20 protein-coding genes are annotated in these 23,970 nt (G+C 67.8%); 9 read left to right on the top strand and 11 right to left on the bottom strand.

Translation table 11 applies throughout. From position 1 onward, the window contains the following. Window positions 1-28 precede the first annotated feature (28 nt). The 7 genes from VA613_RS13115 to dusB all read right to left on the bottom strand — a co-directional run bounded on the left by VA613_RS13115 (window position 29) and on the right by dusB (window position 9,153). Complete coding sequence (locus VA613_RS13115; protein WP_324779464.1) at window positions 29-3,244, bottom strand: transglycosylase domain-containing protein; 3,216 nt, start codon at window positions 3,242-3,244, stop codon at window positions 29-31. A gap of 1 nt (window position 3,245) precedes the next feature. Then, complete coding sequence (gene hemF, locus VA613_RS13110; RefSeq protein ID WP_324779463.1) at window positions 3,246-4,319, bottom strand: oxygen-dependent coproporphyrinogen oxidase; 1,074 nt, start codon at window positions 4,317-4,319, stop codon at window positions 3,246-3,248. Then, window positions 4,319-4,888 (bottom strand): L-threonylcarbamoyladenylate synthase, encoded by a 570-nt coding sequence (locus VA613_RS13105; RefSeq protein ID WP_324779462.1) that lies wholly within the window; start codon window positions 4,886-4,888, stop codon window positions 4,319-4,321. Before VA613_RS13105 ends, hemF begins: the two co-directional genes overlap by 1 nt. A 3-nt stretch (window positions 4,889-4,891) precedes the next feature. Then, window positions 4,892-6,169, bottom strand: a complete 1,278-nt coding sequence (gene purD / locus VA613_RS13100) for a phosphoribosylamine--glycine ligase (protein WP_324779461.1) — start codon at window positions 6,167-6,169, stop codon at window positions 4,892-4,894. 97 nt (window positions 6,170-6,266) lie between these two features. After that, complete coding sequence (gene purH / locus VA613_RS13095) at window positions 6,267-7,826, bottom strand: bifunctional phosphoribosylaminoimidazolecarboxamide formyltransferase/IMP cyclohydrolase (protein WP_324779460.1); 1,560 nt, start codon at window positions 7,824-7,826, stop codon at window positions 6,267-6,269. Window positions 7,827-7,846: 20 nt separating this feature from the next. Next, window positions 7,847-8,086, bottom strand: a complete 240-nt coding sequence (locus VA613_RS13090) for a helix-turn-helix domain-containing protein (RefSeq protein WP_324779459.1) — start codon at window positions 8,084-8,086, stop codon at window positions 7,847-7,849. A gap of 14 nt (window positions 8,087-8,100) precedes the next feature. After that, complete coding sequence (gene dusB / locus VA613_RS13085; protein WP_324779458.1) at window positions 8,101-9,153, bottom strand: tRNA dihydrouridine synthase DusB; 1,053 nt, start codon at window positions 9,151-9,153, stop codon at window positions 8,101-8,103. Between the two features lie 134 nt (window positions 9,154-9,287). Here dusB and mscL point away from each other — a divergent pair, with 134 nt between their 5' ends. After that, on the top strand, window positions 9,288-9,710 hold the full coding sequence (gene mscL, locus VA613_RS13080; protein WP_324779457.1) for a large conductance mechanosensitive channel protein MscL: 423 nt from the start codon (window positions 9,288-9,290) through the stop codon (window positions 9,708-9,710). Between the two features lie 70 nt (window positions 9,711-9,780). Here the strand turns inward: mscL and polA are convergent, their stop codons facing one another. Beyond that, window positions 9,781-12,507 (bottom strand): DNA polymerase I, encoded by a 2,727-nt coding sequence (gene polA / locus VA613_RS13075; RefSeq protein WP_324779456.1) that lies wholly within the window; start codon window positions 12,505-12,507, stop codon window positions 9,781-9,783. A gap of 13 nt (window positions 12,508-12,520) precedes the next feature. Between polA and VA613_RS13070 the strand changes: the two genes are divergently transcribed. From VA613_RS13070 to VA613_RS13060, 3 genes are read left to right on the top strand one after another with little or no spacing between them, the layout of a single operon-like run. Then, entirely contained in the window at window positions 12,521-13,249 is a 729-nt protein-coding gene (locus VA613_RS13070) for an LOG family protein (RefSeq protein WP_324779455.1), read from the top strand. A gap of 54 nt (window positions 13,250-13,303) precedes the next feature. Continuing rightward, entirely contained in the window at window positions 13,304-13,627 is a 324-nt protein-coding gene (locus VA613_RS13065) for a DUF2782 domain-containing protein (RefSeq protein WP_324779454.1), read from the top strand. A gap of 47 nt (window positions 13,628-13,674) precedes the next feature. Next, window positions 13,675-14,457 (top strand): BPSS1780 family membrane protein, encoded by a 783-nt coding sequence (locus VA613_RS13060; protein ID WP_324779453.1) that lies wholly within the window; start codon window positions 13,675-13,677, stop codon window positions 14,455-14,457. Here VA613_RS13060 and VA613_RS13055 read toward each other — a convergent pair. After that, window positions 14,433-16,565 (bottom strand): UvrD-helicase domain-containing protein, encoded by a 2,133-nt coding sequence (locus VA613_RS13055; RefSeq protein ID WP_324779452.1) that lies wholly within the window; start codon window positions 16,563-16,565, stop codon window positions 14,433-14,435. The genes VA613_RS13060 and VA613_RS13055 overlap by 25 nt on opposite strands. Before the next feature lie 47 nt (window positions 16,566-16,612). On the opposite strand from VA613_RS13055, the gene VA613_RS13050 reads away from it, so the two are divergent. Next, window positions 16,613-16,864, top strand: coding sequence for a MoaD/ThiS family protein (locus tag VA613_RS13050; RefSeq protein ID WP_324779451.1), 252 nt, complete (start codon window positions 16,613-16,615; stop codon window positions 16,862-16,864). Window positions 16,865-16,931: 67 nt separating this feature from the next. On the opposite strand, the gene VA613_RS13045 is transcribed toward VA613_RS13050, so the two are convergent. Continuing rightward, entirely contained in the window at window positions 16,932-17,819 is an 888-nt protein-coding gene (locus VA613_RS13045; protein ID WP_324779450.1) for a phosphoribulokinase, read from the bottom strand. A gap of 165 nt (window positions 17,820-17,984) precedes the next feature. Beyond that, window positions 17,985-18,476, bottom strand: coding sequence for a GlcG/HbpS family heme-binding protein (locus tag VA613_RS13040; protein ID WP_324779449.1), 492 nt, complete (start codon window positions 18,474-18,476; stop codon window positions 17,985-17,987). Between the two features lie 114 nt (window positions 18,477-18,590). Here VA613_RS13040 and leuS point away from each other — a divergent pair, with 114 nt between their 5' ends. From leuS to VA613_RS13020, 4 genes are read left to right on the top strand one after another with little or no spacing between them, the layout of a single operon-like run. Further along, a complete protein-coding gene (leuS, locus tag VA613_RS13035) occupies window positions 18,591-21,158 on the top strand; it encodes a leucine--tRNA ligase (RefSeq protein WP_324779448.1) in 2,568 nt (855 codons plus the stop codon). Continuing rightward, window positions 21,155-21,652, top strand: coding sequence for an LPS-assembly lipoprotein LptE (locus tag VA613_RS13030; protein ID WP_324779447.1), 498 nt, complete (start codon window positions 21,155-21,157; stop codon window positions 21,650-21,652). Before leuS ends, VA613_RS13030 begins: the two co-directional genes overlap by 4 nt. Then, window positions 21,649-22,689, top strand: coding sequence for a DNA polymerase III subunit delta (gene holA, locus VA613_RS13025; protein WP_324779446.1), 1,041 nt, complete (start codon window positions 21,649-21,651; stop codon window positions 22,687-22,689). Before VA613_RS13030 ends, holA begins: the two co-directional genes overlap by 4 nt. Beyond that, window positions 22,689-23,966: a glutamate-5-semialdehyde dehydrogenase gene (locus VA613_RS13020; protein WP_324779445.1), complete on the top strand. Its 1,278-nt coding sequence runs from the start codon at window positions 22,689-22,691 to the stop codon at window positions 23,964-23,966. The genes holA and VA613_RS13020 overlap by 1 nt, the downstream gene beginning before the upstream one ends. Window positions 23,967-23,970 lie beyond the last annotated feature (4 nt).

Below are 23,970 nucleotides of genomic sequence, written 5' to 3'. Positions count from 1 at the left end.
CGATTTGCGGATGTTCCCAAGCCGCTTATCAGGGGGCCGGCGGCGCGGTGTTCACCGGGGGCCCGGCAGGCGCCTGGGCAGGGGCGGGGGGGACCGGTATCACGACGCCCGGTTCGAGCTTCTCCGGGAAGCCGCCCGGGCTCGGCTGCTCCTTGAGGGCCGGGTCGGCGCGGCTGGTGGTGTCGTCGGGTGTCTCCTTCACCGGTGCGGGCGGCGGTGCGACAGCCGGTTTCGCGGCGGCTGCCGGCGCGGGCTGGTGGATCGGCGCACCCTGCAGATGCAGGTGGGGCTGCAGCTGCGGCAGCAGGATTTTCAGCATCTGCGCGGTGAGCGAACTGGTGAAGCCGAACTGCCCGGCCTCTTCGCCCTCGACCACGGCGGTCATCGTGCCGAAGTAGCGGTCGCCGAGGTAGAACACGAACGTGGCGGAGCGGCTGACCACGCGCGATTCGATCAGCTGACCGCCCTTGCCGTAGGTTTCGAAGCGGTGGTCGCCGGTGCCGGTCTTGCCGCCCATGACGATGGGCTGCCCGGCGGCGTCCTTGAGCGCGCCGGCGAGGCGTCCGGCGGTACCGCCCTCGACGACCCGTGCCAGCGCGCGGCGCACCGTCTGCGCCACTTCGATCGGCAGCAGGCGCTGGCCCTGCGTCGGCTTAAGCGACAGGCGCGTGTCGTAAGGCGTGTCGGCCGCGAAGTGCAGTCCGGTCAGGCTGGCCGTCGGCGCCCGCACGCCGTCGTTGACGAGGATGCCCATCAGCTCGGCCAGCGCCGCGGGACGGTCGCCCGATGCGCCGATCGCGGTTGCATACGAAGGCGTGATGTTGTCGAACGGATAGCCGAGCCGCTTCCAGTCGCGGAGCAGGCCGTCGAAGGCCTCGACCTCGAGGAGCGACTGGATGCGGATGTCCTGCGCGTTCTTGCGGCTCGTCTTGAACAGCCAGTTGTAGACCTCGCGGCGCACGTCCGCTCCCTGGGTGTCGAGCGTCTTGAGGTCGGTCAGCGGTGCGTTGCGCAGCGTCTTCACCACCCACAGTTCGAGCGGATGGATCTGCGTCACGTAGCCGCGGTCGGTGAGATTGTAGGCGTCGGGGCCGTGCGTCTTGTAGAGCGCTTCCAGCGTCTTCGGGCTGAGCGTGGCGCTCTCCGGCACGTGGGCGTGCAGCGCCTGCACATAGGCCTCGAAGCCGGCCTGCGGCTCGAGGTAGCGGTATACGGACGTGAAGCGGCGTGGATTGGCGTGCACCCGGGCGTACAGGTCCTCTGCCATCTGGTTCGCCGTCTGGCCCTTGTGGCGCTGGTAGAAGCGGCTGGTGAAGACGCGTCCTTCCTGATCGACGAAGCGCATCAGATAGGTCTGGCGCAGCGGGTTGCTCGCATCGTCGAGGATGCGGGCGGCGGCGCCCGGCGAAGCGGTGGCGTAGTGGCGGACGATGTCGCGCATGATGCGGATGTAGACGAGGTTCACCGAGTTCTTGGTGGCCTCCCACACGTCCATCACGCGCGTGTTGTCCTTGGCGTCGAAGTTGACGAAGTCGTGCAGGCCGCCGCCGGTGAAGAACATTTCGCGCGCGGCCGAATACTGGCGTCCCATCGCCGCGTCGAGCAGCGCGCTGCGCGTGATGTCGGGGTGCGCCAGCAGCGTCGCCGCGACCCACTGCGCCAGCACATCGCGCTGCGGCTGCGCCTTCTGCCGCAGCGCGGCGGGATCGAGCGTGCGGTCCTCGTCGTACAGGCGCGAGATGATCTGCAGGTAGGTGACCAGCGTGCGCAGCTTCGCGGTGGAACCGAGGTCGAGGCGCGCCTGGCTGTTGATGTCGAAGGGCTGGTTGAGATTGTCCGCCTGCACGCGCAGCGCGTTGCCCTGCGGCGTCTTTTCGTACAGCGTGAAGCTGTAGATGACGTGGCTGAGCGTGTTCTGCGGCTGCAGCAGGCGGAAGCCGAACAGCCCCGACGCGGCCACGGCATCCGGCGAGGCGAGGCTCTGCAGGTAACGGCTGACGATTTTCTGCGCCGGCTGGTTGATCGTGGTGCGCGCCTGCAGATCCAGCCGGTCGAGGTCGTACAGGCGGTGCTCGCCGAGCAGCTGAGCCAGCCGGATGCGCTGGGCGTTGGTTGCCTTCTGGTCGACGAAGCGCGGCGCGGGCGGATCGATGCGGTGGTGCGGGCCGCGCAGCTCGACGCGCTTGGCGAGCTCGGCCAGGGGGCGCGATATCACGCCGGCGCTGGCGAGGAGGTCGAGGTGGTCGTCGGTCAGCGCGTCCAGTGCCTTGCGGTTGGCCGACAGGTAGTAGGACGGCCGGCGCTCGGCGACGACCAGCGAGAGCGCGTGCTTCAGCGCGCTGGCGTAGGCGGCGTCATGCGCGTGCGGCTCCTTCGCCAGCGTCTTGTTGATCTCGGCGAAGTCGAGGCCGTACCAGGCCCACAGGCCGTCGCCGATCCCGTTGACCTCGCCGAAGCGCGGTGCCGCGGCAAGCGGCACGGTATTCAGATAGGCCATCACGGTGTTGCGGCGCATCGGCAGGGTGTTGGGGCCGTCGAGGTAGGCCCGCAGGCTCGCGGTGGCCATCTGGCGGAGCTTTTCGCTCATGCTGGTGGTGAGCCCTTCGGTCGAGTGGCGGTACTTCTCGATCTGCGTCGGCAGCGTGCTGCCGCCCGGCACGTTGCGGCTGGTGTCGACGAGGCTGATGCCTTTTTCCATCAGCGCCTGCGCCAGGCGGTCCCACTCGACCGCCGGGTTGCGGGTGGGAAACTGTTCGGCCAGCAGCTCGCGGTTCTCGATGTAGAGGAGTGCGTTCACGAGCACCGGCGGAATGTCCTGGAACCGCTGGTAGACGCGCATCGGATGGGCGCTCCGGTAGAGCGTCTTGCCGTCGCTGTCGAGGAGCGTGAGGCCGGCCTGGTCCTTCTCGCGATAGGGGAGGAACAGGCCGAGGTCGTGCGCGCGGGCCATCTGGATGCTGATCCGGGCCTGCTCGTCGATCTGCCAGCCGGCCTGGTCGAGCCGCGTCAGGAAATCGGGCAGCGCGTGGTAGCCGAGGCGCACGTCGTAGGGCCCCGGGCCGGGAAAGCGGATGCGCGTCGAGGGGCCGGGCCGGACCTGCCAGGTCATCTTCTGCGCGGTCTTGACGAGGTACTTCGCTTCGAGCGCCGACGACACCAGTTCGTAGGCGACGACGCCGACGAGGGCCACCAGCAGCAGAAGCAGGCCGAGGCCGATGAGGATGCGGCGCGGAAGCTTGCGCATGTCAGGCCCAGTCTTTGGCGACGAGGAAATCGGTGTACAGCGCCGCCTCCGGGGTCCCGGGTTCCGGATGCCAGTCGTAGCGCCATTTCACGATCGGCGGCAGCGACATCAGGATCGATTCGGTGCGTCCGCCCGACTGCAGGCCGAACAGCGTACCGCGGTCGTAGACCAGGTTGAATTCGACGTAGCGGCCGCGCCGGTAGGCCTGGAAATCGCGCTCGCGCTCGCCGTAGGGGATGTCGCGGCGGCGTTCGAGGATGGGCAGGTAGGCGGAGAGGAAAGCGTCACCGACCGCGCGCGTCATGGCGAAGGCAGGCTCGAAGCCGCCTTCGGCGAAGTCGTCGTAGAAGATGCCGCCGATGCCGCGCGGCTCGTTGCGGTGCTTGAGGAAGAAGTAGCGGTCGCACCAGTCCTTGAAGCGCGGATGCAGATCGGCCCCGAACGGCTCGAGCGCGGCCTTGCAGGTGGCGTGGAAATGGCGCGCATCGTCCTCGAAGCCATAGTAGGGCGTGAGATCCATGCCGCCGCCGAACCAGAACACCGGCGCCTCGCCATCCTTCAGGGCGACGAAGCAGCGCACGTTCATGTGCACCGTCGGCACATAGGGGTTGCGCGGATGCAGCACCAGCGAGACGCCCATCGCTTCCCAGCGCCGGCCGGCGAGTTCGGGCCGGTGCGCGCTTGCCGAAGGCGGCAGCCGGCTGCCCGTGACGTGCGAGAAGTTCACCCCGCCGCGCTCGAGGACGCGCCCTTCCTCGATCAGGCGCGAGATGCCGCCGCCGCCATTGAAGGCAGCCCCAGCCTTGTCCCCCTCTCCCGTGTGGGGAGAGGGCGGGGAGAGGGCGCTCGGCCCAGCCTTGTCCCCCTCTCCACCTTGGGGAGAGGGCGGGGAGACGGTGGCCGCCCCGGCTTTGTCTCCCGCTTCCGCTCCGGGGGCGGGGGAGCGCTCCCACGCGTCGGTGCGGAAGGGCAGCCCGTCGGCGGCTTCCAGTGCGGCGACGATGCGTGCCTGCAGATCGAGCAGGTAGGTCTTGACGGCGGCGGTGTCGAACGTGGCAGCGGTGGTGGCGGACATCAGGGGCGAAGGACGGTTCCGGTTGCGAGGTCGATCAGGGTGGAAGGGCGTTTGCGCGTACCGATGCGGCCGGGAACGACCCGTACGCGCGCGCCGAATATTTTGCGGCATTCGGCGGCGGTTTTGGCGGGTTTCCTGCCGGTTTTGTTGGCGCTGGTGGAAACCAGCGCCATGCCGAGCTCGCGGCACAGGCGTGCGGCGCCGGGGTGGGCGGTGACGCGCACCGCGATGGTCGGACGGCCCCCGGTCAGGAGCGCGGGGCAGGCGCGGGACGCCGGCACGACCCAGGTGACCGGGCCGGGCCAACTGCGCTGCATGTGCGCGCGGTCGGCGGCGGCAAGCCTGCCGACGTAGGGGGCGAGCCGGCGGTAGCGGTCGGCGATCAGCAGCATGCCCTTGGCGGCGCTGCGCCCCTTGAGGGCGATGAGGCGCCGGAGGGCCTGCAGGTTGCGCGGGTCGCAGCCGAGCCCGTAGCAGGACTCGGTCGGGTAGGCGATCAGCCCGCCGCGGGCAAGGTGCGCGCGTAGCGCGACGGCATCCCCCCTCACCGTTTCCCGCTCACCGCTCACCACTCACTTCTTGTTCCGATCCAGCGCCCGCCAGCCGATGTCGCGGCGGTACTGCATGCCGTCGAAGCGGATCGCGGCGACGGCTTCGTAGGCGCGCTTCTGCGCCATGCGCACGCTGTCGCCGAGCGCCGTTACCGCGAGCACGCGGCCGCCGCTGACGACGGTCCGGCCGTCCTGCGTCGCGGTGCCGGCATGGAAGACGTGGAGGTCCTCGGCCGCGGCCGGCAATGCCCCGATGACGGCCCCTTTCCTGGGTGCATCGGGATAGCCTTCGGCGGCGAGCACCACGGCCAGCGCGGTGCGGCGGTCCCATTCCGCCTCGACCTGGTCGAGCTTGCCAGCGACGGCGGCGTCGACCAGGGCCACGAGATCGGATTTCAGCCGCATCATGATCGGCTGCGTCTCGGGGTCGCCCATGCGGCAGTTGAATTCCAGCACCTTGGGCGCGCCGTCCGCAGACACCATGATGCCGGCGTAGAGGAAGCCGGTGTAGCGGATGCCGTCGGCGGCCATGCCTTCGACCGTGGGATGGATCACCTCGCGCATGATGCGCGCGTGCAGCTCCGGGGTGACGACCGGCGCCGGCGAATAGGCGCCCATGCCACCGGTGTTGGGGCCCTGGTCGTTGTCCAGCAGGCGCTTGTGGTCCTGGCTCGAGGCGAGCGGCAGCACGTGCTCGCCGTCGACCATGACGATGAAGCTCGCTTCCTCGCCCAGGAGGCATTCCTCGATCACGACGCGGTGGCCGGCCTCGCCCATGCTGTTGCCGGCAAGCATGGCATCGACCGCGGCGTGGGCCTCGGTCGCGGTCGATGCGACCACGACGCCCTTGCCGGCGGCCAGCCCGTCCGCCTTGACGACGATGGGCGCGCCCTTGTCATCGATATACGCGTGCGCCGCCGCGGGGTCGGTGAAGGTGCCGAAGGCCGCCGTGGGGATGCCGTGCCGCGCCATGAACTGCTTGGCGAAATCCTTGGAGCTTTCGAGCTGCGCGGCGGCCTGCGTCGGCCCGAAGATCTTCAGGCCGGCGGCGCGGAAGGCGTCGACGACGCCCGCGGCGAGCGGGGCTTCCGGGCCGACCACGGTCAGTGCGATGTCCTCGCGGCGGGCGAATTCGACCAGCGACGCAATCTCCGAAAGCGGCAGGTTGACGAGACCGCTTTCAACGGCGGTGCCGCCATTGCCGGGCGCGACGTAGACGTGGGACACCTTGGGCGACTGCGCGAGTTTCCATGCCAGTGCGTGTTCGCGTCCGCCGGATCCGATGACGAGGAGTTTCATAGGGGTGGTGAGCGGTAAGGAGTAAGCGGTGAGCGGAAGGGGTGACGTGAGTTCGGGGGTTCCCGCTCACTGCTCACCGCTTGCCGCTCACCCACAATCAATGCCGGAAATGCCGCGTGCCGGTGAACACCATCGCGAGGCCATGCTCGTTGGCGGCGGCGATCACCTCGTCGTCGCGCATCGAGCCGCCCGGCTGGATCACCGCCTGGATGCCGGCGGCGGCGGCCTGGTCGATGCCGTCGCGGAAGGGGAAGAAGGCGTCCGAGGCCATCACCGAACCGGGGACGACGAGGCCGGCGTGCTCGGCCTTGATGGCGGCGATGCGCGCAGAGTTGACGCGGCTCATCTGCCCCGCGCCGACGCCGACGGTCATGCGGTCGCGGGCGTAGACGATGGCGTTGGACTTGACGAACTTGGCGACGCGCCAGGCGAACAGCAGGTCGTCCATCTCCTTATCAGTGGGCGCGCGCTGCGTCACCACCTTCAGCTCGGCGTTGAGCAGCACGTCGGCGTCCTGCACCAGCAGGCCGCCCGCCACGCGCTTCATGTCGAGCTGGGCGGCGGCGCCGCTCCAGTGGCCGCATTCGAGCAGGCGCACGTTCTTCTTCGCGGCGACGGCCGCGGAAGCTTCCGGGCTGACTTCCGGCGCGATGATGACCTCGACGAACTGGCGCTCGACGATGGCCGCAGCGGTCGCACCGTCGAGCCGGCCGTTGAAGGCGATGATGCCGCCGAAGGCCGATTCGGGATCGGTCTTGTAGGCGCGGTCGTAGGCTTCCATGAGGCTCGCGCCGTAGGCGACGCCGCAGGGGTTGGCGTGCTTGACGATCACGCAGGCGGGTGCGGCGTCGAACTGCTTGACGCATTCGAGCGCGGCGTCGGTGTCGGCGATGTTGTTGTAGCTGAGTTCCTTGCCCTGGATCTGGCGCGCTGTCGCAATCGTGCCTGCGGGCGCGTTCGCTTCCACGTAGAAGGCGCCGGCCTGGTGCGGGTTCTCGCCGTAGCGGCAGGTCTGCGCGCGGCTGAAGTTCAGGTTGAGGCGTTCGCCGAATGGCTCCTTCTCGCCGGCGTCGTTCAGCGCGGTGAGGTAGTTGGAGATCGCACTGTCGTATTCGGCGGTGTGGCTGAAGGCCTTCTTCGCGAGGCCGAAGCGGGTCGCGTCGGTCAGCGCGCCGCCGTGGGCCTGCATCTCGGCGGTAAGCCGAGGGTAGTCGGCCGGGTCGGTGACGATGGCGACGAAGCGGTAGTTCTTGGCCGAGGAGCGCACCATCGCCGGGCCGCCGATATCGATGTTCTCGATGGCGTCGTCGAGCGTGTGCGGCCTGGCGACGGTTTCGCGGAAGGGGTAGAGGTTCACGCACACCAGGTCGATGTTGGGAATGCCGTGCTGCTGCATCGTCGCCACGTGCTCCGACAGGTCGCGCCGGCCGAGGATGCCGCCGTGCACTTTCGGATGCAGCGTCTTGACCCGGCCGTCGAGCATCTCCGGGAAGCCGGTGTATTCGCTGACGTCGATCACCGCGAGGCCGGCGTCGCGCAGGGCCTTGGCGGTGCCCCCGGTGGAGAGCAGTTCGACGCCGGCGCCGGCAAGCGCACGGGCGAAATCGACGAGGCCGGTCTTGTCGGAGACGGAGAGCAGGGCGCGCTGGATCTTCATGGGGCAGTCGTAGGGAAGGGTCAGTCGGAGAGGCCGTATTCGCGCATCTTCTTGCGCAGCGTATTGCGGTTGATGCCGAGCATGTCGGCCGCGCGGGTCTGGTTGCCCTCGGCGCGGTCGAGAATGTAGGCAAGCAGCGGCTTTTCGACCGCGCTCAGCACCATGCCGTAGATCTCGCTCGGCGCTTCGCCGTCGAGGTCCTTGAAATAGCGGTTGAGCGACCGCCGCATGCACGCGGCGATTTCGTTTTCTTCTATCATTTTTGAGTTCCCCTTTATGCCGCGAGGCGGGACACGGGCGCCATATCTCGCGTGTTCTTGTCTTCGTCGCCGGCGTCGTACCGCAGCCGGCTGTCGGCGCGTGCCGCCTGGGCAAAATACTCGTCCACCACGGCCAGCTGCTCCGCCACGGTGTCGAATTGATTCATGGTGTGGCGGAAAGCGCTGCTGCCGACCAGTCCCTTCGTGTACCAGGAAATGTGCTTGCGCGCGACGCGCACGCCGGTGACGTCGCCGTAGAACGCGTACAGGTCGTGGATGTGCCCGAGCAGCACGGCGTGGATCTCGGCAACCTCAGGCTGGGGGAGATGCGCGCCGGTATTCAGAAAGTGTTCGATCTCGCGGAAGATCCAGGGGCGGCCCTGGGCGGCGCGCCCGATCATGACGGCGTCGGCGCCCGTGTAGTCGAGCACGTACTTCGCCTTTTCGGGAGTCGTGATGTCGCCGTTGGCGATTACCGGGATCTTCGCCTCGGCCTTGACGGCCTTGATGGTGTCGTACTCGGCCTCGCCGGTATAGCCGCAGGCGCGGGTGCGGCCGTGCATCGCCAGCGCCTGCACGCCGGCGTTCTCGGCGATCTTCAGGATGCTGAGCGCGTTGCGATGCTCGCGGTCCCAGCCGGTGCGGATCTTCAGCGTGACGGGCACGTCGGGGACGGCCTTGACCACGGCGTCGAGGATGCGGCCGACCAGCGCCTCGTCCTGCAGCAGCGCCGAGCCCGCCATCACGTTGCAGACCTTCTTGGCCGGGCAGCCCATGTTGATGTCGATGATCTGCGCGCCGCGGTCGACGTTGTGGCGCGCGGCGTCTGCCATCATCTTCGGATCGGCACCGGCGATCTGCACGCTGATCGGGTCGACCTCGCCCTCGTGGTTGGCGCGCCGCGCCGTCTTCGCCGAGCCGTACAGCAGCGAATTCGACGTCACCATCTCCGATACCGCCATGCCAGCGCCCAGCTTCTTGCAAAGCTGGCGGAACGGCCGGTCGGTCACCCCGGCCATGGGGGCGACGACGAGGCGGTTCTTGAGGGTGTGGGGACCGATGCGCATAAGGGGGGGCATTTTACCCTTGCCGCGGGTCCCCACCAAGCCGGCTAGAAATTACTTGAGGCACTGGTGGCATGCTCGCGTAGCGTCTACCATTTTATTGGGCAGCGCCTCATTCATAAGCAAAAGGAGGAAACATGAGTTTCATGTCGGAGTTCAAGGAGTTCGCAGTCAAGGGCAACGCGATGGATCTGGCCGTCGGCGTCATCATCGGTGCCGCGTTCGGCAAGATCGTCGATTCGATCGTCAACGACCTCATCATGCCGATCGTCGGGGCGATATTCGGCGGCTTCGATTTTTCCAACAAGTTCATCGCGCTCAAGGCCGTTCCGGAAGGCGTGGCGATGACGCTGGCCGAAGTCAAGAAAGCGGGCGTGCCGGTGTTCGCCTACGGCAGCTTCCTCACCATCCTGCTGAATTTCATCATTCTCGCGTTTATCGTCTTCGTTCTGGTGAAGCAGCTCAACCGACTGAAGAAGGCGCCGCCGCCCGCTGCGCCGGCCGCCCCGCCCGAAGACATCGTGCTGCTGCGCGAAATCCGCGACAGCCTGAAGAAATAGGGCGCCGCGTCCGGCGCCGACAGGGCAGTCCGGGCGGCGGGTTGCCCTTCTTGTTACGGGTGCGCCGCGGTCAGTGGGCCGCTTCCCAGTTGCGGCCCGCCCCGAGGCCGACACGCAGCGGCACCTTGAGTTCGGCGACGTTGCACATGTGGGCCGGCAGTTCTGCGCGCACGCGGTCGAGCTCGTGCTCCGGCACTTCCAGCACCAGTTCGTCGTGCACCTGCAGCAGCAGTCGGCTGCCCAGCTTTTCCTCGTCGAGCCAGCGCTGCACGGCGATCATCGCCAGCTTGATCAGATCCGCGGCCGTGCCCTGCATGGGTGCGTTGATCGCCGCCCGCTCGGCTCCCTGGCGGCGCGCCGGGTTTTTCGCGTTGATCTCCGGCAGATACAGGCGGCGGCCGAACACGGTCTCGACGTAGCCCTGGCGGCGCGCCGCGTCGCGGGTGCGCTGCATGTAGTCGGCGACACCGGGGTAGCGCGCGAAGTAGCGGTCGATGTAGGCCTGCGCGGCGGCGCGCTCGAGGTTGAGCTGGCTCGCCAGGCCGAACGCCGACATGCCGTAGATCAGCCCGAAGTTGATCACCTTGGCCATGCGCCGCTGGTCGGCGCTGACTGCGTCGAGGCCGACGCCGAACACCTCGGCGGCGGTGGCCGTGTGGATGTCGCGGTCCTCGGCGAAGGCCTTCAGGAGGCCGGCGTCGCCGGACAGGTGCGCCATGATCCGCAACTCGATCTGCGAATAGTCGGCGGAGAGCAGCACGTGCCCGGGCGGCGCGATGAAGGCCTCGCGGATGCGGCGCCCCTCGGCGGTGCGCGCCGGAATGTTCTGCAGGTTGGGGTCCGCGCTCGCCAGCCGGCCGGTCACCGCGGTCGCCTGCGAATAGCTGGTGTGGACGCGGCCGGTGCGCGCGTCGACCATCTGCGGCAGCTTGTCGGTGTAGGTCGACTTCAGCTTGGCGAGACCCCGGTAGTCGAGGATCGCCCGCGCGATCGGATGGTCGAGCGCGAGCTGTTCCAGCGTTTCCTCGTCGGTGGACGGCGCGCCGCTGGGCGTCTTCTTGACGACCGGCAGTCCCTTTTGCGTAAAGAGAATGTCGCCGATCTGCTTGGGCGAACTCATGTTGAACGGCTGTCCCGCCTCCTGGTAGGCGCGCTGTTCCAGCTCCAGCATCTTGCGGCCAAGCTCGCCGCTCTGCGTGGCGAGCAGCGTGCGGTCGAGCAGCACACCGGCGCGCTCCATGCGGAACAGGATGTCCGCGACCGGCAGTTCGATCTCGCGGTAGACGAAGGTCAGCTTGTCCGAGGCGTCTATGCGCGGCGCCATTGCATCGCGCACCCTGAGCGTGACGTCGGCATCTTCCGCCGCGTACTCGCTGGCGCGCTCGATCGCCACCTGCTCGAAGCCGATGCGGGATGCACCCTTGCCGGTGACGTCGTCGTAGCTGATCGTCGCGAGGCCGAGGTGGCGGGATGCGAGGTTGCCCAGTTCGTGTGGCTGGTGTGCCTCGAGCACGTAGGACTGCAGCAGGGTGTCGTCGACGACGCCGCCGAGTCGGATGCCGTAGTTGGCGAAGACATGCCGGTCGTACTTCAGGTGCTGGCCGACGATCCGGGCCGCGCCCGCCTCCAGCAGCGGCTTCAGCTTCGCCAGCGCGGCATCGCGGTCGAGCTGCTGCGGGGCGCCGGCGTAATGGTGGGCCAGCGGCAGGTAGGCGGCCTCGCCGTGGGACGTGGCGAAGGAGATGCCGACCAGTTCGGCCTGCATCGCGTTGAGGCTGGTGGTCTCGGTGTCGAGCGCGAATGCCGGCGCCGCCTGAAGTTTGGCGATCCAGGCGTCGAGCTGCGATTCGCTGAGGATCGTCTCGTAGCGATGGCGATGCGCGCCGCTCGCATCCTCTTCCGGGGCGTCCGGCGCCGGGCTGCCGGCGGCATCGAGCTCGCGCAGCCAGGTGCGGAATTCGTAGCGCTCGAACAGGCTGCGCAGCGCATCGGTGTCGCGCGGCTTCAGCACGAGGTCGTCGAAATCGAAGGGCAGGTCGACGTCGGTCTTGATGGTGACCAGCACGCGTGCCTGAGGCAGCCAGTCCCGCGCGGCGCGCAGGTTGTCGCCGACCACGCCCTTTATCTCGCTGGCACGTGCCATCAGGGTGTCGAGCGAACCATATTCGGCAAGCCATTTGGCGGCGGTCTTCGGGCCGCACTTGGCGACGCCGGGGACGTTGTCGACGGCATCGCCGACCAGCGTGAGGTAGTCGACGATGCGCTCGGGTGGCACCCCGAACTTGGCGGCGACGCCGGCCGCGTCGAGGATCTCCTGGCTCATCGTGTTGACCAGCGTGACGTGGCCGTCCACCAGCTGCGCCATGTCCTTGTCGCCGGTCGACACGATGCTGCGCACATTGCGCCGGGTCGCATGGCGCACCAGCGTACCGATGACGTCGTCCGCCTCGACGCCGTCGACGATGACGAGCGGCCAGCCTTCGGCACGGATCGCCGCATGCAGGGGCTCGATCTGGCGGGCGAGATCGTCCGGCATCGGCGGCCGGTGTTCCTTGTACGCAGGATAGAGTTCGTCGCGGAAGGTCTTGCCCTTCGCGTCGAACACGCAGGCGATATAATCCGCCGCGTAGTCCTTGCGCAGCCGGTGCAGCATCGAGAGTACGCCCTTGATCGCACTGGTCGGCTCGCCCGCCGAGTTGCGCAGGTCGGGGAGCGCGTGAAAGGCGCGATACAGATAGGACGAGCCGTCCACCAGCAGCAGCACCCTGCCGGGCTGGCTTACATTAGATTCGTTCACGAGGCGCTCGAAAATGCACTTGGATAAATTGCCCGCCATCGCCGATCCGGGACGTACCGCCGAGATCAATTACTCGGCGCGCGAGTCGTGGCGGATGCTGGGGATTATGGCAGAGTTCGTCGAGGCGACGGAGCGCCTCGCGTCGATCCGTCCGGCGGTCTCGATCTTCGGCAGTGCGCGCACGCCCCCCGACCATGCCTACTACATGCTCACCGAGGACATCGCGCGCAAGCTCTCCGACGCGGGTTTCTCGGTCATCTCTGGCGGCGGCCCCGGCATCATGGAAGCCGCCAACAAGGGCGCGTATTTCGGCAAGTCGCCCAGCATCGGCCTCAACATCCAGTTGCCGCACGAGCAAAGTGCCAATACCTACCAGGACATCAGCCAGACCTTCCAGCACTTCTTCGCGCGCAAGGTCATGTTCGTCAAGTTCGCCGCCGCCTACGTCGTCATGCCGGGCGGCTTCGGCACGCTCGACGAGCTGACCGAGGCGCTTACGCTAGTGCAGACGGGCAAGATCGCGCGCATTCCGATCATCCTCGTCGGGTCGAAATTCTGGGCGGGGCTGGCGGACTGGGTCCGGGGGCGGCTCGTCGAGGAGGGCATGATCGCGCCCGAGGATGTCGAGCTGATGCACATCATCGACGACCCCACCGAGGTCGTCGATGCGATCTTCAGCCATTACGAGAAACGAGGATTCGTTCCCTCGCCGGCCGAGCGCGAAATCCAGTTCAGCCTGTAAGCGGCCGGCGCCTTCCTCGTTTAAGCTAGCACCATTCGCATTCTGGAGCCCGTCATGCGCTATCCCGCCCTGTTGTTGACCCTGCTGCTCTGCGGTGCGGCCGTCGCCGCCGGCCCCTCGGAGCGTCCGGCCGGACTGGCCCCCGTCCCGGACGGCCCGCCGGGGCCGGGTGACGCGCCGGCCGTGACCATCAAGCCGAGCGGGCAGGGGCGCGTCGTCGAATATCGCGCCAACGGCAAGCTCTACATGCTCAAGGTCATTCCCAAGGTCGGCAAGCCCTACTACCTCATAGACCAGAAGGGCGACGGCCAGTTCGCCCGCCAGGACAGCCTCGACTCGGGCATGCGGCCGCCGATGTGGGTGATCAAGGAATGGTAAGCCGGCTACCCTGAATGCTGGCGTGCGCGTCGGTTAGAATCGCCCGCATGAACACGCCTTCCAACCAAGACATTCCCCGCAAGGTCGCGGCAAGCCAGGGCTTCCGCTGGGTCGCGACCGGTTTTCGCCTCTACCGCAAGAATCCGCTGCTGCTGTCCGCCGCCTTCGGCCTGCTGTTCGGCGTCGTGATGGCACTCGGCCTGGTCCCGATGGTCGGCGATTCGCTGTCCGAGCTGGCCTCGCCGCTGATGGTGGCGGGCTTCATGGCGGCCTACCGGGCGCTCGACGAGGGGCGCGAGCTCGAACTGCCGGATTTCCTGGCGGGGGTACGCGGGCCGATCATTCCGCTGATGACGCTCGGTGCGGTGCAGCTGCTGGGCATGCTGGTCATCAGCCGGATCATGCTCGCGATGGGATTCGACCCCCAGGCGGTCATGGCCGCCGCCCGGGGCGGCGAGGCAAGCCAGGCGGAAATGCAGGCCATGATGAACCAGGCCACGCCGGCACTACTCACCGGCCTGGCCCTGCTCACGCCGCTCCTGATGGCGACCTGGTTTGCGCCGGCGCTCGTCCTGTTCGGCGGCGCGCGGCCCGCCACGGCGCTGGGCGTGAGCCTGAAGGCGGTCGCCAGGAACTGGGCGCCGATGCTGACCAACAGCATCGCGCTCGGCCTGCTCCTGCTCGTCGCCGCACTGGTGCCGCTGCTGCTGGGTCTGCTGGTGGCGATGCCGGTCCTGTTCGGCTCGCTGTACGCGTCATACCAGGCGATCTTCGCGGTGTGGTCGGACGAGGTGCCGGCGCCGGATCAGGCCGGCGACAGCTTGGCGTAGGCGAGCGCCAGCCACTTGGTGCCGGCGTCGCGGAATTTCACCTGCACCCGCGCGTCGGCGCCGCGCCCTTCGAAATCGATGATGATGCCGGTGCCGAACTTGGCGTGGGCGACGCTCTGCCCGACGCGGTAGCCGGTGTCGTTCGCAGGTGTTGCGCGCGGCGCCGGTTCGCTGACCGAACGGTAGCTCGGCTCGGCGCGGCGGTTGAGGTGCAGCAGCACCTGCTCCGGCAGTTCCGCGAGGAAGCGCGACGGGATGCCGTAGCGCACCTGGCCATGCAGCATGCGCGACTGCGCGTGGGTCAGGTACAGGCGGCGCCGCGCGCGCGTGATCGCCACGTACATCAGGCGGCGTTCTTCCTCCAGTCCGTTCTCCTCGTGCGCGCTCTGCTCGTGCGGAAACAGGCTTTCCTCCAGCCCGGTGATGAACACGGTGTGGAATTCGAGGCCTTTGGCGGCGTGCACGGTCATCAGCTGCAGCGCGTCCTGGCCGGCACCGGCCTGGTGCTCGCCGGCTTCCAGCGCGGCATGCGCCAGGAAGGCATCCAGCGTGTTGTCTTCCGATTCCTCCGAGAACAGCGTCGCCGCGTTGACGAGTTCGTTGAGGTTCTCCAGGCGGTCGGCGCCGTCCTTGTCCGCGCGGTAATAGTCGGCCAGGCCGGAGGCCTCGATCGCGTGGTCGATCGTCTCGGCGAGCGTGAGGCCGGTGGTCGCCTGCTTGATGTCCTCGATCAGCTTGGCGAAGCCGGCGACCTTGCCACTGCCCGTGCAGGCCGCCTGCCACAGGCTCGATCCGGAACGCGCGGCCGTGTCGGCGAGCTGCTCGAGGGTGCGCGCGCCGATGCCGCGTGCAGGGAAGTTCACCACGCGCAGGAAGGCGCCGTCGTCCTCCGGGTGCGTCATCAGGCGCAGGTAGGCGAGCGCGTGCTTGATCTCCTGGCGCTCGAAGAAGCGCAGGCCACCGTAGACGCGGTAGGCGACGCCGGCCGAGAACAGGGCGTGCTCCAGGACCCGGGATTGCGCGTTGGAGCGGTACAGTAGCGCCATGTCGGAGAACGACACGCCCTCGCGATTCAGCGCCTTGGCCTCGTCGACGACGAAGCTCGCCTCGTCCTGGTCCGAATAGGCTTCGAACACGCGGATCGGTTCGCCTTCGCCTTCCGCGGTCCACAGGTTCTTGCCGAGGCGGTGCGCGTTCTGGGAAATGAGCGTGTTGGCGGCGGTCAGGATATTGCCGTGGCTGCGGTAGTTCTGCTCCAGCTTGATCACGTTGCCATGGGCGAATTCGCGCTCGAACTCGGCCATGTTGGCTGTGTTGGCGCCGCGGAAGGCGTAGATCGACTGGTCGTCGTCGCCGACCGCGAACAGCACCGTGTGCGGGCCGGCGAAGAGCTTGAGCCAGCGATACTGCAGCGTGTTGGTGTCCTGGAACTCGTCGATCAGGATGTGCTTGAAGCGGTCCTGGTAGTGCTGGCGCAGCGGCTCGTTGCGGTACAGGAGCTCGTAGGAGCGCAGCAGCAGCTCGGGAAAATCCGCCACGCCCTCGCGCTGGCACTGCGCGTCGTAGGCCTCGTAGAGTTCGGCCAGCCGCATCGAGTAGTCGTCGTAGGCGTCGGCGTCGCGCGCACGGCGTCCGGCCTCCTTGTTGCCGTTGATGAACCACTGCAGCTTCTTCGGCTCGTATTTCTCGGTGTCGACGTTCAGCGCCTTCATCAGGCGCTTGATCGCCGACAACTGGTCGGCCGAATCGAGGATCTGGAACGACTGCGGCAGGCCGGCCTCGCGCCAGTGCGTGCGCAGCAGCCGGTTGGCCAGCCCGTGGAAGGTGCCGACCCACATGCCGCGCGGGTTGGCCCCTGCCCTGAGCGATGTCGAAGGGGGCAGCATCGCCGAGATGCGCGTCAGCATCTCCTTGGCCGCCTTGTTGGTGAAGGTCACCGCGAGGATGCCGTGCGGCGACACCTGGCCGGTCTGGATCAGCCAGGCGATGCGGGTGGTCAGCACGCGCGTCTTGCCCGATCCTGCCCCCGCCAGGATCAGCGCGGACTCGTGCGGCAACGTCACCGCGGCGCGCTGTTCGGGGTTGAGGGTATCGAGCAGGGTGGACATGCGAGGGTAGAATCCGGCGATCAATGACGAATTATAAGGGGCTAGCGATGGTGAAAATCCTGTTCTTCGGCGACCTGGTCGAGACGCTGGGCATGGCGTCGGACGAGATCGCCCTGCCGGCCGACGTCACCGACGTCGAGCGCCTGCTGTTCGTGCTGGCGAAGCGCGGCGAGATGTGGAAGAAGATGCTGCTCGGCAATCCCAAGCTCAACGTCACGGTCAACAAGCAGTTCGCCGAGAAATCCTCGCCGGTGAAGGACGGCGACGAGATCGCGCTCGTCGGGTTTGCCGTCGTGTGACGCGAGATCGCCGGCCAAAGAAAAACGGAGCCATCGGGCTCCGTTTTTTCTTGGCGGCCGGGGCGGATTACTTGCCCTTCTTCGCGATCATGTCCTGGATGATCGGCGCCAGGATCAGTTCCATGGCGAAGCCCATCTTGCCGCCGGGCACCACGATGGTGTTGGGGCGCGACATGAAGGAGTTCGAGATCATGTTCAGGAGGTACGGGAAGTCGACGCCCTTCGGATCGCGGAAGCGGATCACGATGAAGCTCTCGTCCGGCGTGGGAATGTCACGCGAGATGAAGGGATTGGAGGTATCGACCGTCGACACGCGCTGGAAGTTGATGTCGGTGCGCGAGAACTGCGGGGTGACGTAGTTCACATAGTCCGGCATGCGGCGCAGGATGGTGTCGACGATGACGTCGGCCGAATAGCCGCGCTCGGCGCCGTCGCGGTGGATCTTCTGGATCCACTCGAGGTTGACGATGGGCACGACGCCGATGCCGAGGTCGACGTGCTTGGCGACGTCGACGGCGTCGGTCTTCACCAGGCCGTGCAGGCCTTCATAGAAGAGCACGTCGGAGCCGGCCGGCACGTCTTCCCAGGGGGTGAACTCGCCCGGGTTGAGGCTGGTGTTGAGGCGCTTGTTGTGGTGCTCGGCTTCCTCGTCGCTGTGGATGTAGTAGCGCTTCTTGCCGCCGCCGGTCTCGCCGTAGGTCTTGAACAGTTCGGCCAGCTTGTCGAAATGGTTGGCCTGCGGGCCGAAGTGGCTGAACGAGAAATTGCCTTCGGCTTCGGCCTTCTTCACCGCCTCCTTGAACTCGACGCGCGACAGGCTGTGGAAGCTGTCGCCCTCGATCACGGCGGCGTTGATCTTTTCGCGGAAGAAGATGTGCTCGAAGGCGCGCTTGACCGTGGTGGTGCCGGCGCCGGACGAGCCCGTGACCGCGATGACGGGGTGCTTCTTGGACATGCTGGGACTCCCTGAAGGATGACTGGAAACGAAAGCGAAACCGCCGCATTTTACCCGCAAGGGGGGGGGCGTGGTAGGGGAGCGCCGGATGCGGCGGGCGTCCGTCCCCTGCGCGCCGACTGGCGGGGCGTCCTTTACGGCGCGGCGGCCTTGGGGAGTGGACGCTTACATCGCGAACTCGAGCCTTTCCTCGACCTGCTTCAGCGCGGCGGCGGCGCAGGCGCGGTCCTTGTCGCCGCCGGGCGCGCCCGAGACGCCGACGGCGCCGATCAGGCTGCCGGCGGCGCGGATCGGCAGGCCGCCGTCCATCACGATGAGCCCGTCGATGTGGTTGAGTTCGGGGCGGATGTCGGCGCGCGCGGCACGGAATTCGCCCGAGTCGATGCCCGACATGACGCTCATGCCGGCCTTGCGCTCGGCGATCTCGAGCGTATGGCGGGTGGCCAGGGTGTCGCGCAGCGCGGCCTGCACGTTGCCGGCGCGATCGAGCACCACGGCGGAGACGTTGTAGCCGTCGTGGCGGCAGGCCTCGACCGCGGCCATCGCGATGTCGCGCGCGAGTTCGAGGCCGATCTGCCGGACCGGAATCAGGTCGGGCGGCGCGGCGTGGGCGGGCAGGCTGGCGGCAAAGAGGACGAGCGGCAGCAGACGTTTCATGATGTCTCCTTGTGGCGGGGGAAAACGGTCGGCCGCCTCACCCGCCCGGCCTCCCGGCAGGCGCCCGGGCGCGGGCGGTATAATCGGCCGCCTTGATTCTAAGCGGTTGCTGCAATGCAAGAAAAATACCTCCCCGCGGATATCGAACGCGCCGTCCAGCAGAAATGGTCGGCCGGTCAGGCCCATCGCGCGAGCGACGATTCGGAGCGCCCGAAGTACTACTGCCTGTCGATGTTCCCCTACCCGTCGGGCAAACTGCACATGGGCCACGTGCGCAACTACACCATCGGCGACGTGCTGGCGCGCTACCACGCCATGCGCGGCTTCAACGTGATGCAGCCGATGGGCTGGGACGCCTTCGGCCTGCCGGCGGAGAACGCCGCCATCGCCAACGGCGTGCCACCCGCGCAATGGACCTACGCCAACATCGACCACATGCGCACGCAGCTGCAGTCGCTCGGCTTCGCGATCGACTGGTCGCGCGAGCTCGCCACCTGCAAGCCAGACTACTACCGCTGGGAGCAGTGGCTGTTCACCCGCCTGTTCGAGAAGGGCGTGATCTACAAGAAGATGGCCACCGTCAACTGGGACCCGGTCGACCAGACGGTTCTGGCCAACGAGCAGGTCATCGACGGCCGTGGCTGGCGCTCCGGTGCGCTGGTCGAGAAGCGCGACATCCCGATGTACTTCTTCCGCATCACGCAGTACGCCGACGAATTGCTGTCCGGTCTCGACACCCTGCCGGGCTGGCCGGAGCGCGTGAAGACCATGCAGACCAACTGGATCGGCAAGAGCACCGGCGTGCGTCTGGCGTTCAAGGTTCCGGGCAGCGATGAGCTGCTGTGGGTGTTCACCACCCGCGCCGACACCCTGATGGGCGTGACCTTCGTCGCCGTGGCCGCCGAGCATCCGCTCGCTGCGCGCGCGGCGGAAGACAACCCGGAACTCGCCGCGTTCATCGCCGAATGCAAACAGGGCTCGGTCGCGGAGGCCGACATGGCGACGATGGAAAAGAAGGGCATGGGCACCGGCCTCCAGGTAATCCATCCGTTGACCGGCGAAGAAGTCCCGGTGTGGGTCGGCAACTACGTGCTGATGAGCTACGGTGAGGGTGCGGTGATGGCGGTGCCGGCGCACGACGAACGCGACTTCGGCTTCGCGCAGAAATACGGCCTGCCGATCAAGCAGGTGATCGGGGTTGAAGGCGAGACCTTCTCGCTCGACACCTGGGCTGAATGGTACGGCGACAAGACGCGCGGCCGCTGCGTGAATTCCGGCAAGTACGACGGCCTCGGCTACGAAGCCGCGGTCGACGCCATCGCCGCCGACCTCGCCGCCAAGGGGCTTGGGGAAAAGAAGACCCAGTTCCGTCTGCGCGACTGGGGCATCTCGCGGCAGCGCTACTGGGGCTGCCCGATTCCGATCATTCACTGCGACAGCTGCGGCGACGTGCCGGTGCCCGCCGATCAATTGCCGGTCGTGCTGCCTGAGGACGTCGTGCCCGACGGCTCCGGCAATCCGCTCAACAAGCGTGCCGACTTCGTGAATTGCACGTGCCCGAAGTGCGGCGCACCGGCGCGCCGCGAGACCGACACCATGGACACCTTCGTCGAGTCGTCCTGGTACTACGCGCGCTACGCCTGCCCGGATTTCGCCGGCGGCATGCTGGATCAGCGCGCCGACCGGTGGCTGCCGGTCGACCAGTACATCGGCGGCATCGAGCACGCGATCCTCCATCTCCTGTACGCGCGCTTCTTCCACAAGCTGATGCGCGACGAGGGGCTGGTCTCCAGCGACGAGCCTTTCGCCAATCTGCTGACCCAGGGCATGGTGATCGCCGACACCTATTACCGCGAGGCGGCCGACGGCAAGAAGACCTGGTTCAACCCGGCCGACGTCGAGCTGCGCGACGGTGCGGCGATGCTGAAATCCGACGGCCAGCCGGTGATCGTCGGCGGCACCGAGAAGATGTCCAAGTCCAAGAACAACGGCGTCGATCCGCAGGCCCTGATCGATGCGTACGGTGCCGACACCGCGCGCCTCTTCACCATGTTCGCTGCGCCGCCCGAGCAGAGCCTGGAATGGTCGGATGCCGGCGTCGAGGGCGCGCATCGCTTCCTCAAGCGGCTGTGGAAGACCGCGTACGAGCACGTGCAGGGCGGCCCGGTGGCGGCGTTCGAGGGCGGCGAGCTGGACGATGCGGCGAAGGGTTTGCGGCGCCAGCTGCACCAGACGATCCAGAAGGTCGGCGACGACATCGAGCGCCGCAAGCAGTTCAACACCGCGATCGCCGCAGTGATGGAACTGATGAACGCGCTCGGCAAGCTGGAGGGTGACGACGCCGTCGCGCGCAGCGTGCGCCAGGAGGTGCTGGAGGCCGTGGTGGCGCTGCTGGCGCCGATCGTGCCGCACATCTGCGAGACGCTGTACGGCGAACTCAGGCCGGGCGCGGCGCTGGCGTGGCCGTCGGTCGACGAGGCCGCGCTGGTGCAGGACGCGATCGAACTGATGCTGCAGGTCAACGGCAAGCTGCGCGGCCAGATCCGCGTGCCCGCCGCGGCCGACAAGACCGCGGTCGAGGCGGCCGCGTTGGCCAGCGAGGCCGCGCAGAAATATCTCGAAGGCAGGGCACCGAAAAAAGTCGTGGTGGTGCCGGGGCGTTTGGTTAATATCGTGTTATGAAACGACGACTCTTCCTGGCGGCCATTCCGGCGCTCCTCGCCGCCGGCTGCGGCTTCCAGCTGCGCCGATTCGACGGCGTCCCGTTCGGGAGCCTGTACATCGATGCGCCGGACGACAATGCGGTGGGGCAGCGGGTGCGCGCGATGCTGGCGACCAACCACAGGACGGCGATCGCGCCGCGACCCGATGAGGCCGAAGCCGTGCTCAAGCTGGGCCGAGAGGAGCGGAGCAAATCCATCCTCTCGCTCTCCGGCGCGGGCCGCGTCACCGAGTACCGGCTCGGCATCAAGCTGAGCTATTCGGTGCTTGGACAGGCGCGGCAGACCCTGGCGGAGCCCGCGCTGATCGAACTGTATCGCGACATGACCTACGACGATACGCGCATCCTCGCCAAGGCGGCGGAAGAGCAGCTGCTGTACCGCGACATGGAAGAGAACGCCGCGCTGCAGATCGTGCGCCGCCTGCAGGCGCTCAAGCGCCCGGGCAGCCCTTGAACGTTTCTGCCGATCGCCTGCCTGACCAGCTTGCACGCGGCCTCGCGCCGCTGTACCTGGTGGTCGGCGACGAGCCGCTCGCCGCGCAGGAGGCCGGCGATGCGATTCGCGCCGCCGCGCGCGCGGCGGGCCACACCGAGCGCACCGTCTTCACGGTCCAGGGCCGCTACAACTGGCAGGGCATCTTCGCCAGCGGCGACAATTTCTCGCTGTTCGCCGAGCGTCGCCTGACGGAGATCCGCATCCCCTCCGGCAAGCCCGGCATCGACGGCGCCAAGGCGCTGGAGACCTACGCCGCCAAGCTGCCTCCCGATACGCTGACGCTCGTCAGCCTGCCGGGACTCGACTGGAAGACCATGCAGAGCCGCTGGTTCGCCGCGCTGGCCGCGGCCGGCGTGGTGGTCGAGGCCAGGCCGGTCGACCGCGCGGCGCTGCCCGGCTGGATCGAACGCCGCCTGGCAAAGCAAGGCCTCGCCGCAGACCGCGCGGCGCTGGAGTTTCTCGCCGACCGGGTCGAAGGGAATCTGCTGGCGGCCCAGCAGGAAATCGACAAGCTCGCGCTGCTGCTGCCATCGGGCAGCGTCACGCTGGCCGATGTCGAGCACGCCGTGGTCGACGTCAGCCGGCTGGAGGCCGATGCGCTGGCCGACGCCCTCTACGCCGGCGATGGCGCGCGCTTCGCCCAGGTGGTGATCGATCTCAAGGATAGCGGCGAGGCGGTGCCGGCGATCCAGTGGCAGGTCAGCTCGGCGGTGGCGCTGCTGCTCAGGCTAAAATTGGCGCTGGCGCAGGGCGACAGTCTGCCCGGCCTGATGCGCACGCTGTGGGGGCGCGACAAGCAGCGCGGCCCGCAGATCGAGCGGGCGCTGAAACGCCTGAGCCTCGCGCAGGTCGAATCGGCATTGACCGACCTGGCCTTGATCGACCGCCAGGCGAAGGGGCTGGAGCGTACGGGCGACCCCTGGGACACGCTCCTGCGCGTGGGTATGACGCTGGCCGCGTCCGCTGCGGGGCGGCCGCCAGACAGGACAAGATGATGGACGTGAAACGGTACATGCAGACGCTGGGCAAGCAGGCGCGCGAGGCCTCGCGCGCGATCGCCCGCGCGGAAACCAACCAGAAGAACCGTGCGCTTCTCGCGATGGCGGCGGCGATCCGCCGCGACGCGGCGAAGCTGCTCGAAGCCAATGCGCGCGACATGGAGCATGCACGCAATGCCGGCTACGACAGCGCACTGCTGGATCGCCTGCAGCTCACGGAGAAGACCGTTGTGGGCATGGCCGAGGGCCTGGAGCAGATCGCCGCGCTGCCCGACCCGATCGGCGAGATGACCGACCTCAAGTTCCGCCCGTCCGGCATCCAGGTCGGCAAGATGCGCGTGCCGCTCGGGGTCATCGGCATCATCTACGAGGCGCGCCCCAACGTGACCGCGGACGCCGCCGGCCTGTGCCTGAAATCGGGCAACGCGGCGATCCTGCGCGGCGGCTCCGAGGCGCTGCATTCCAACCAGGCCGTCGCCGCCTGCGTGCGCGAGGGGCTGGAGGCTGCCGGACTTCCGGCTGCGGTGGTGCAGGTGGTCGAGACGACCGACCGCGCCGCGGTGGGCGAACTCATCACCATGAAGGACTACGTCGACGTCATCGTGCCGCGGGGCGGCAAGGGCCTGATCGAGCGCATCACCGGCGAGGCGCGGGTGCCGGTGATCAAGCACCTGCACGGCAACTGCCATGTCTACGTCGACGACCGCGCCGACCTCGCCAAGGCGGTGAAGATCGTCGAGAACGCCAAGACGCAGCGCTACGGCACCTGCAACACGACCGAGTCGCTGCTGGTCGCGCGCGCCGTCGCGGCGACGGTGCTGCCCGAGATCGGCAGGATGCTCGCGGGCAAGGGCGTCGAGATGCGCGGCTGCCCGGAGGCGCTGGCGATCCTCAAGGGAGCGGCCGTCGCCGAAAACAAGCTGAAGGCAGCGGTCGAGGCCGACTGGTACGAGGAGTACCTCGGTCCCATCATCGCGGTTAAGGTCGTCGACGGGCTCGACGCCGCGATCGAGCACATCAACACCCATGGTTCGCAGCACACCGACGCCATCGTCACCGAGGACTACGGCCGTGCGCGCCGCTTCCTGCGCGAGGTCGATTCGGCGAGCGTGATGGTCAATGCCTCGACCCGCTTCGCGGACGGCTTCGAATATGGCCTCGGCGCCGAGATCGGCATCTCAACCGACAAGATCCATGCGCGTGGCCCGGTCGGCCTGGAAGGCCTCACCAGCCAGAAGTGGGTGGTGCTCGGCGACGGGCATGTGCGGGGGTGAACCG

The sequence above is a fragment of the Thiobacillus sp. SCUT-2 genome (genome assembly GCF_035621355.1).
GTDB lineage: Bacteria > Pseudomonadota > Gammaproteobacteria > Burkholderiales > Thiobacillaceae > Thiobacillus > Thiobacillus sedimenti.
The sequence above is the reverse complement of the archived record's forward strand: the minus strand, read 5'-3'. Positions and strand labels throughout refer to the sequence as shown.

Bases quoted from the DNA above. Each gene is read 5' to 3' on its own strand.
- VA613_RS13115 (WP_324779464.1), bottom strand. From the start codon at position 3,244: ATGCGCAAGCTTCCGCGCCGCATCCTCATCGGCCTCGGCCTGCTTCTG.
- hemF (WP_324779463.1), bottom strand. From the start codon at position 4,319: ATGTCCGCCACCACCGCTGCCACGTTCGACACCGCCGCCGTCAAGACC.
- purD (WP_324779461.1), bottom strand. From the start codon at position 6,169: ATGAAACTCCTCGTCATCGGATCCGGCGGACGCGAACACGCACTGGCA.
- purH (WP_324779460.1), bottom strand. From the start codon at position 7,826: ATGAAGATCCAGCGCGCCCTGCTCTCCGTCTCCGACAAGACCGGCCTC.
- VA613_RS13090 (WP_324779459.1), bottom strand. From the start codon at position 8,086: ATGATAGAAGAAAACGAAATCGCCGCGTGCATGCGGCGGTCGCTCAAC.
- dusB (WP_324779458.1), bottom strand. From the start codon at position 9,153: ATGCGCATCGGTCCCCACACCCTCAAGAACCGCCTCGTCGTCGCCCCC.
- mscL (WP_324779457.1), top strand. From the start codon at position 9,288: ATGAGTTTCATGTCGGAGTTCAAGGAGTTCGCAGTCAAGGGCAACGCG.
- VA613_RS13070 (WP_324779455.1), top strand. From the start codon at position 12,521: ATGCACTTGGATAAATTGCCCGCCATCGCCGATCCGGGACGTACCGCC.
- VA613_RS13065 (WP_324779454.1), top strand. From the start codon at position 13,304: ATGCGCTATCCCGCCCTGTTGTTGACCCTGCTGCTCTGCGGTGCGGCC.
- VA613_RS13060 (WP_324779453.1), top strand. From the start codon at position 13,675: ATGAACACGCCTTCCAACCAAGACATTCCCCGCAAGGTCGCGGCAAGC.
- VA613_RS13055 (WP_324779452.1), bottom strand. From the start codon at position 16,565: ATGTCCACCCTGCTCGATACCCTCAACCCCGAACAGCGCGCCGCGGTG.
- VA613_RS13050 (WP_324779451.1), top strand. From the start codon at position 16,613: ATGGTGAAAATCCTGTTCTTCGGCGACCTGGTCGAGACGCTGGGCATG.
- VA613_RS13045 (WP_324779450.1), bottom strand. From the start codon at position 17,819: ATGTCCAAGAAGCACCCCGTCATCGCGGTCACGGGCTCGTCCGGCGCC.
- VA613_RS13040 (WP_324779449.1), bottom strand. From the start codon at position 18,476: ATGAAACGTCTGCTGCCGCTCGTCCTCTTTGCCGCCAGCCTGCCCGCC.
- leuS (WP_324779448.1), top strand. From the start codon at position 18,591: ATGCAAGAAAAATACCTCCCCGCGGATATCGAACGCGCCGTCCAGCAG.
- VA613_RS13030 (WP_324779447.1), top strand. From the start codon at position 21,155: ATGAAACGACGACTCTTCCTGGCGGCCATTCCGGCGCTCCTCGCCGCC.
- VA613_RS13020 (WP_324779445.1), top strand. From the start codon at position 22,689: ATGGACGTGAAACGGTACATGCAGACGCTGGGCAAGCAGGCGCGCGAG.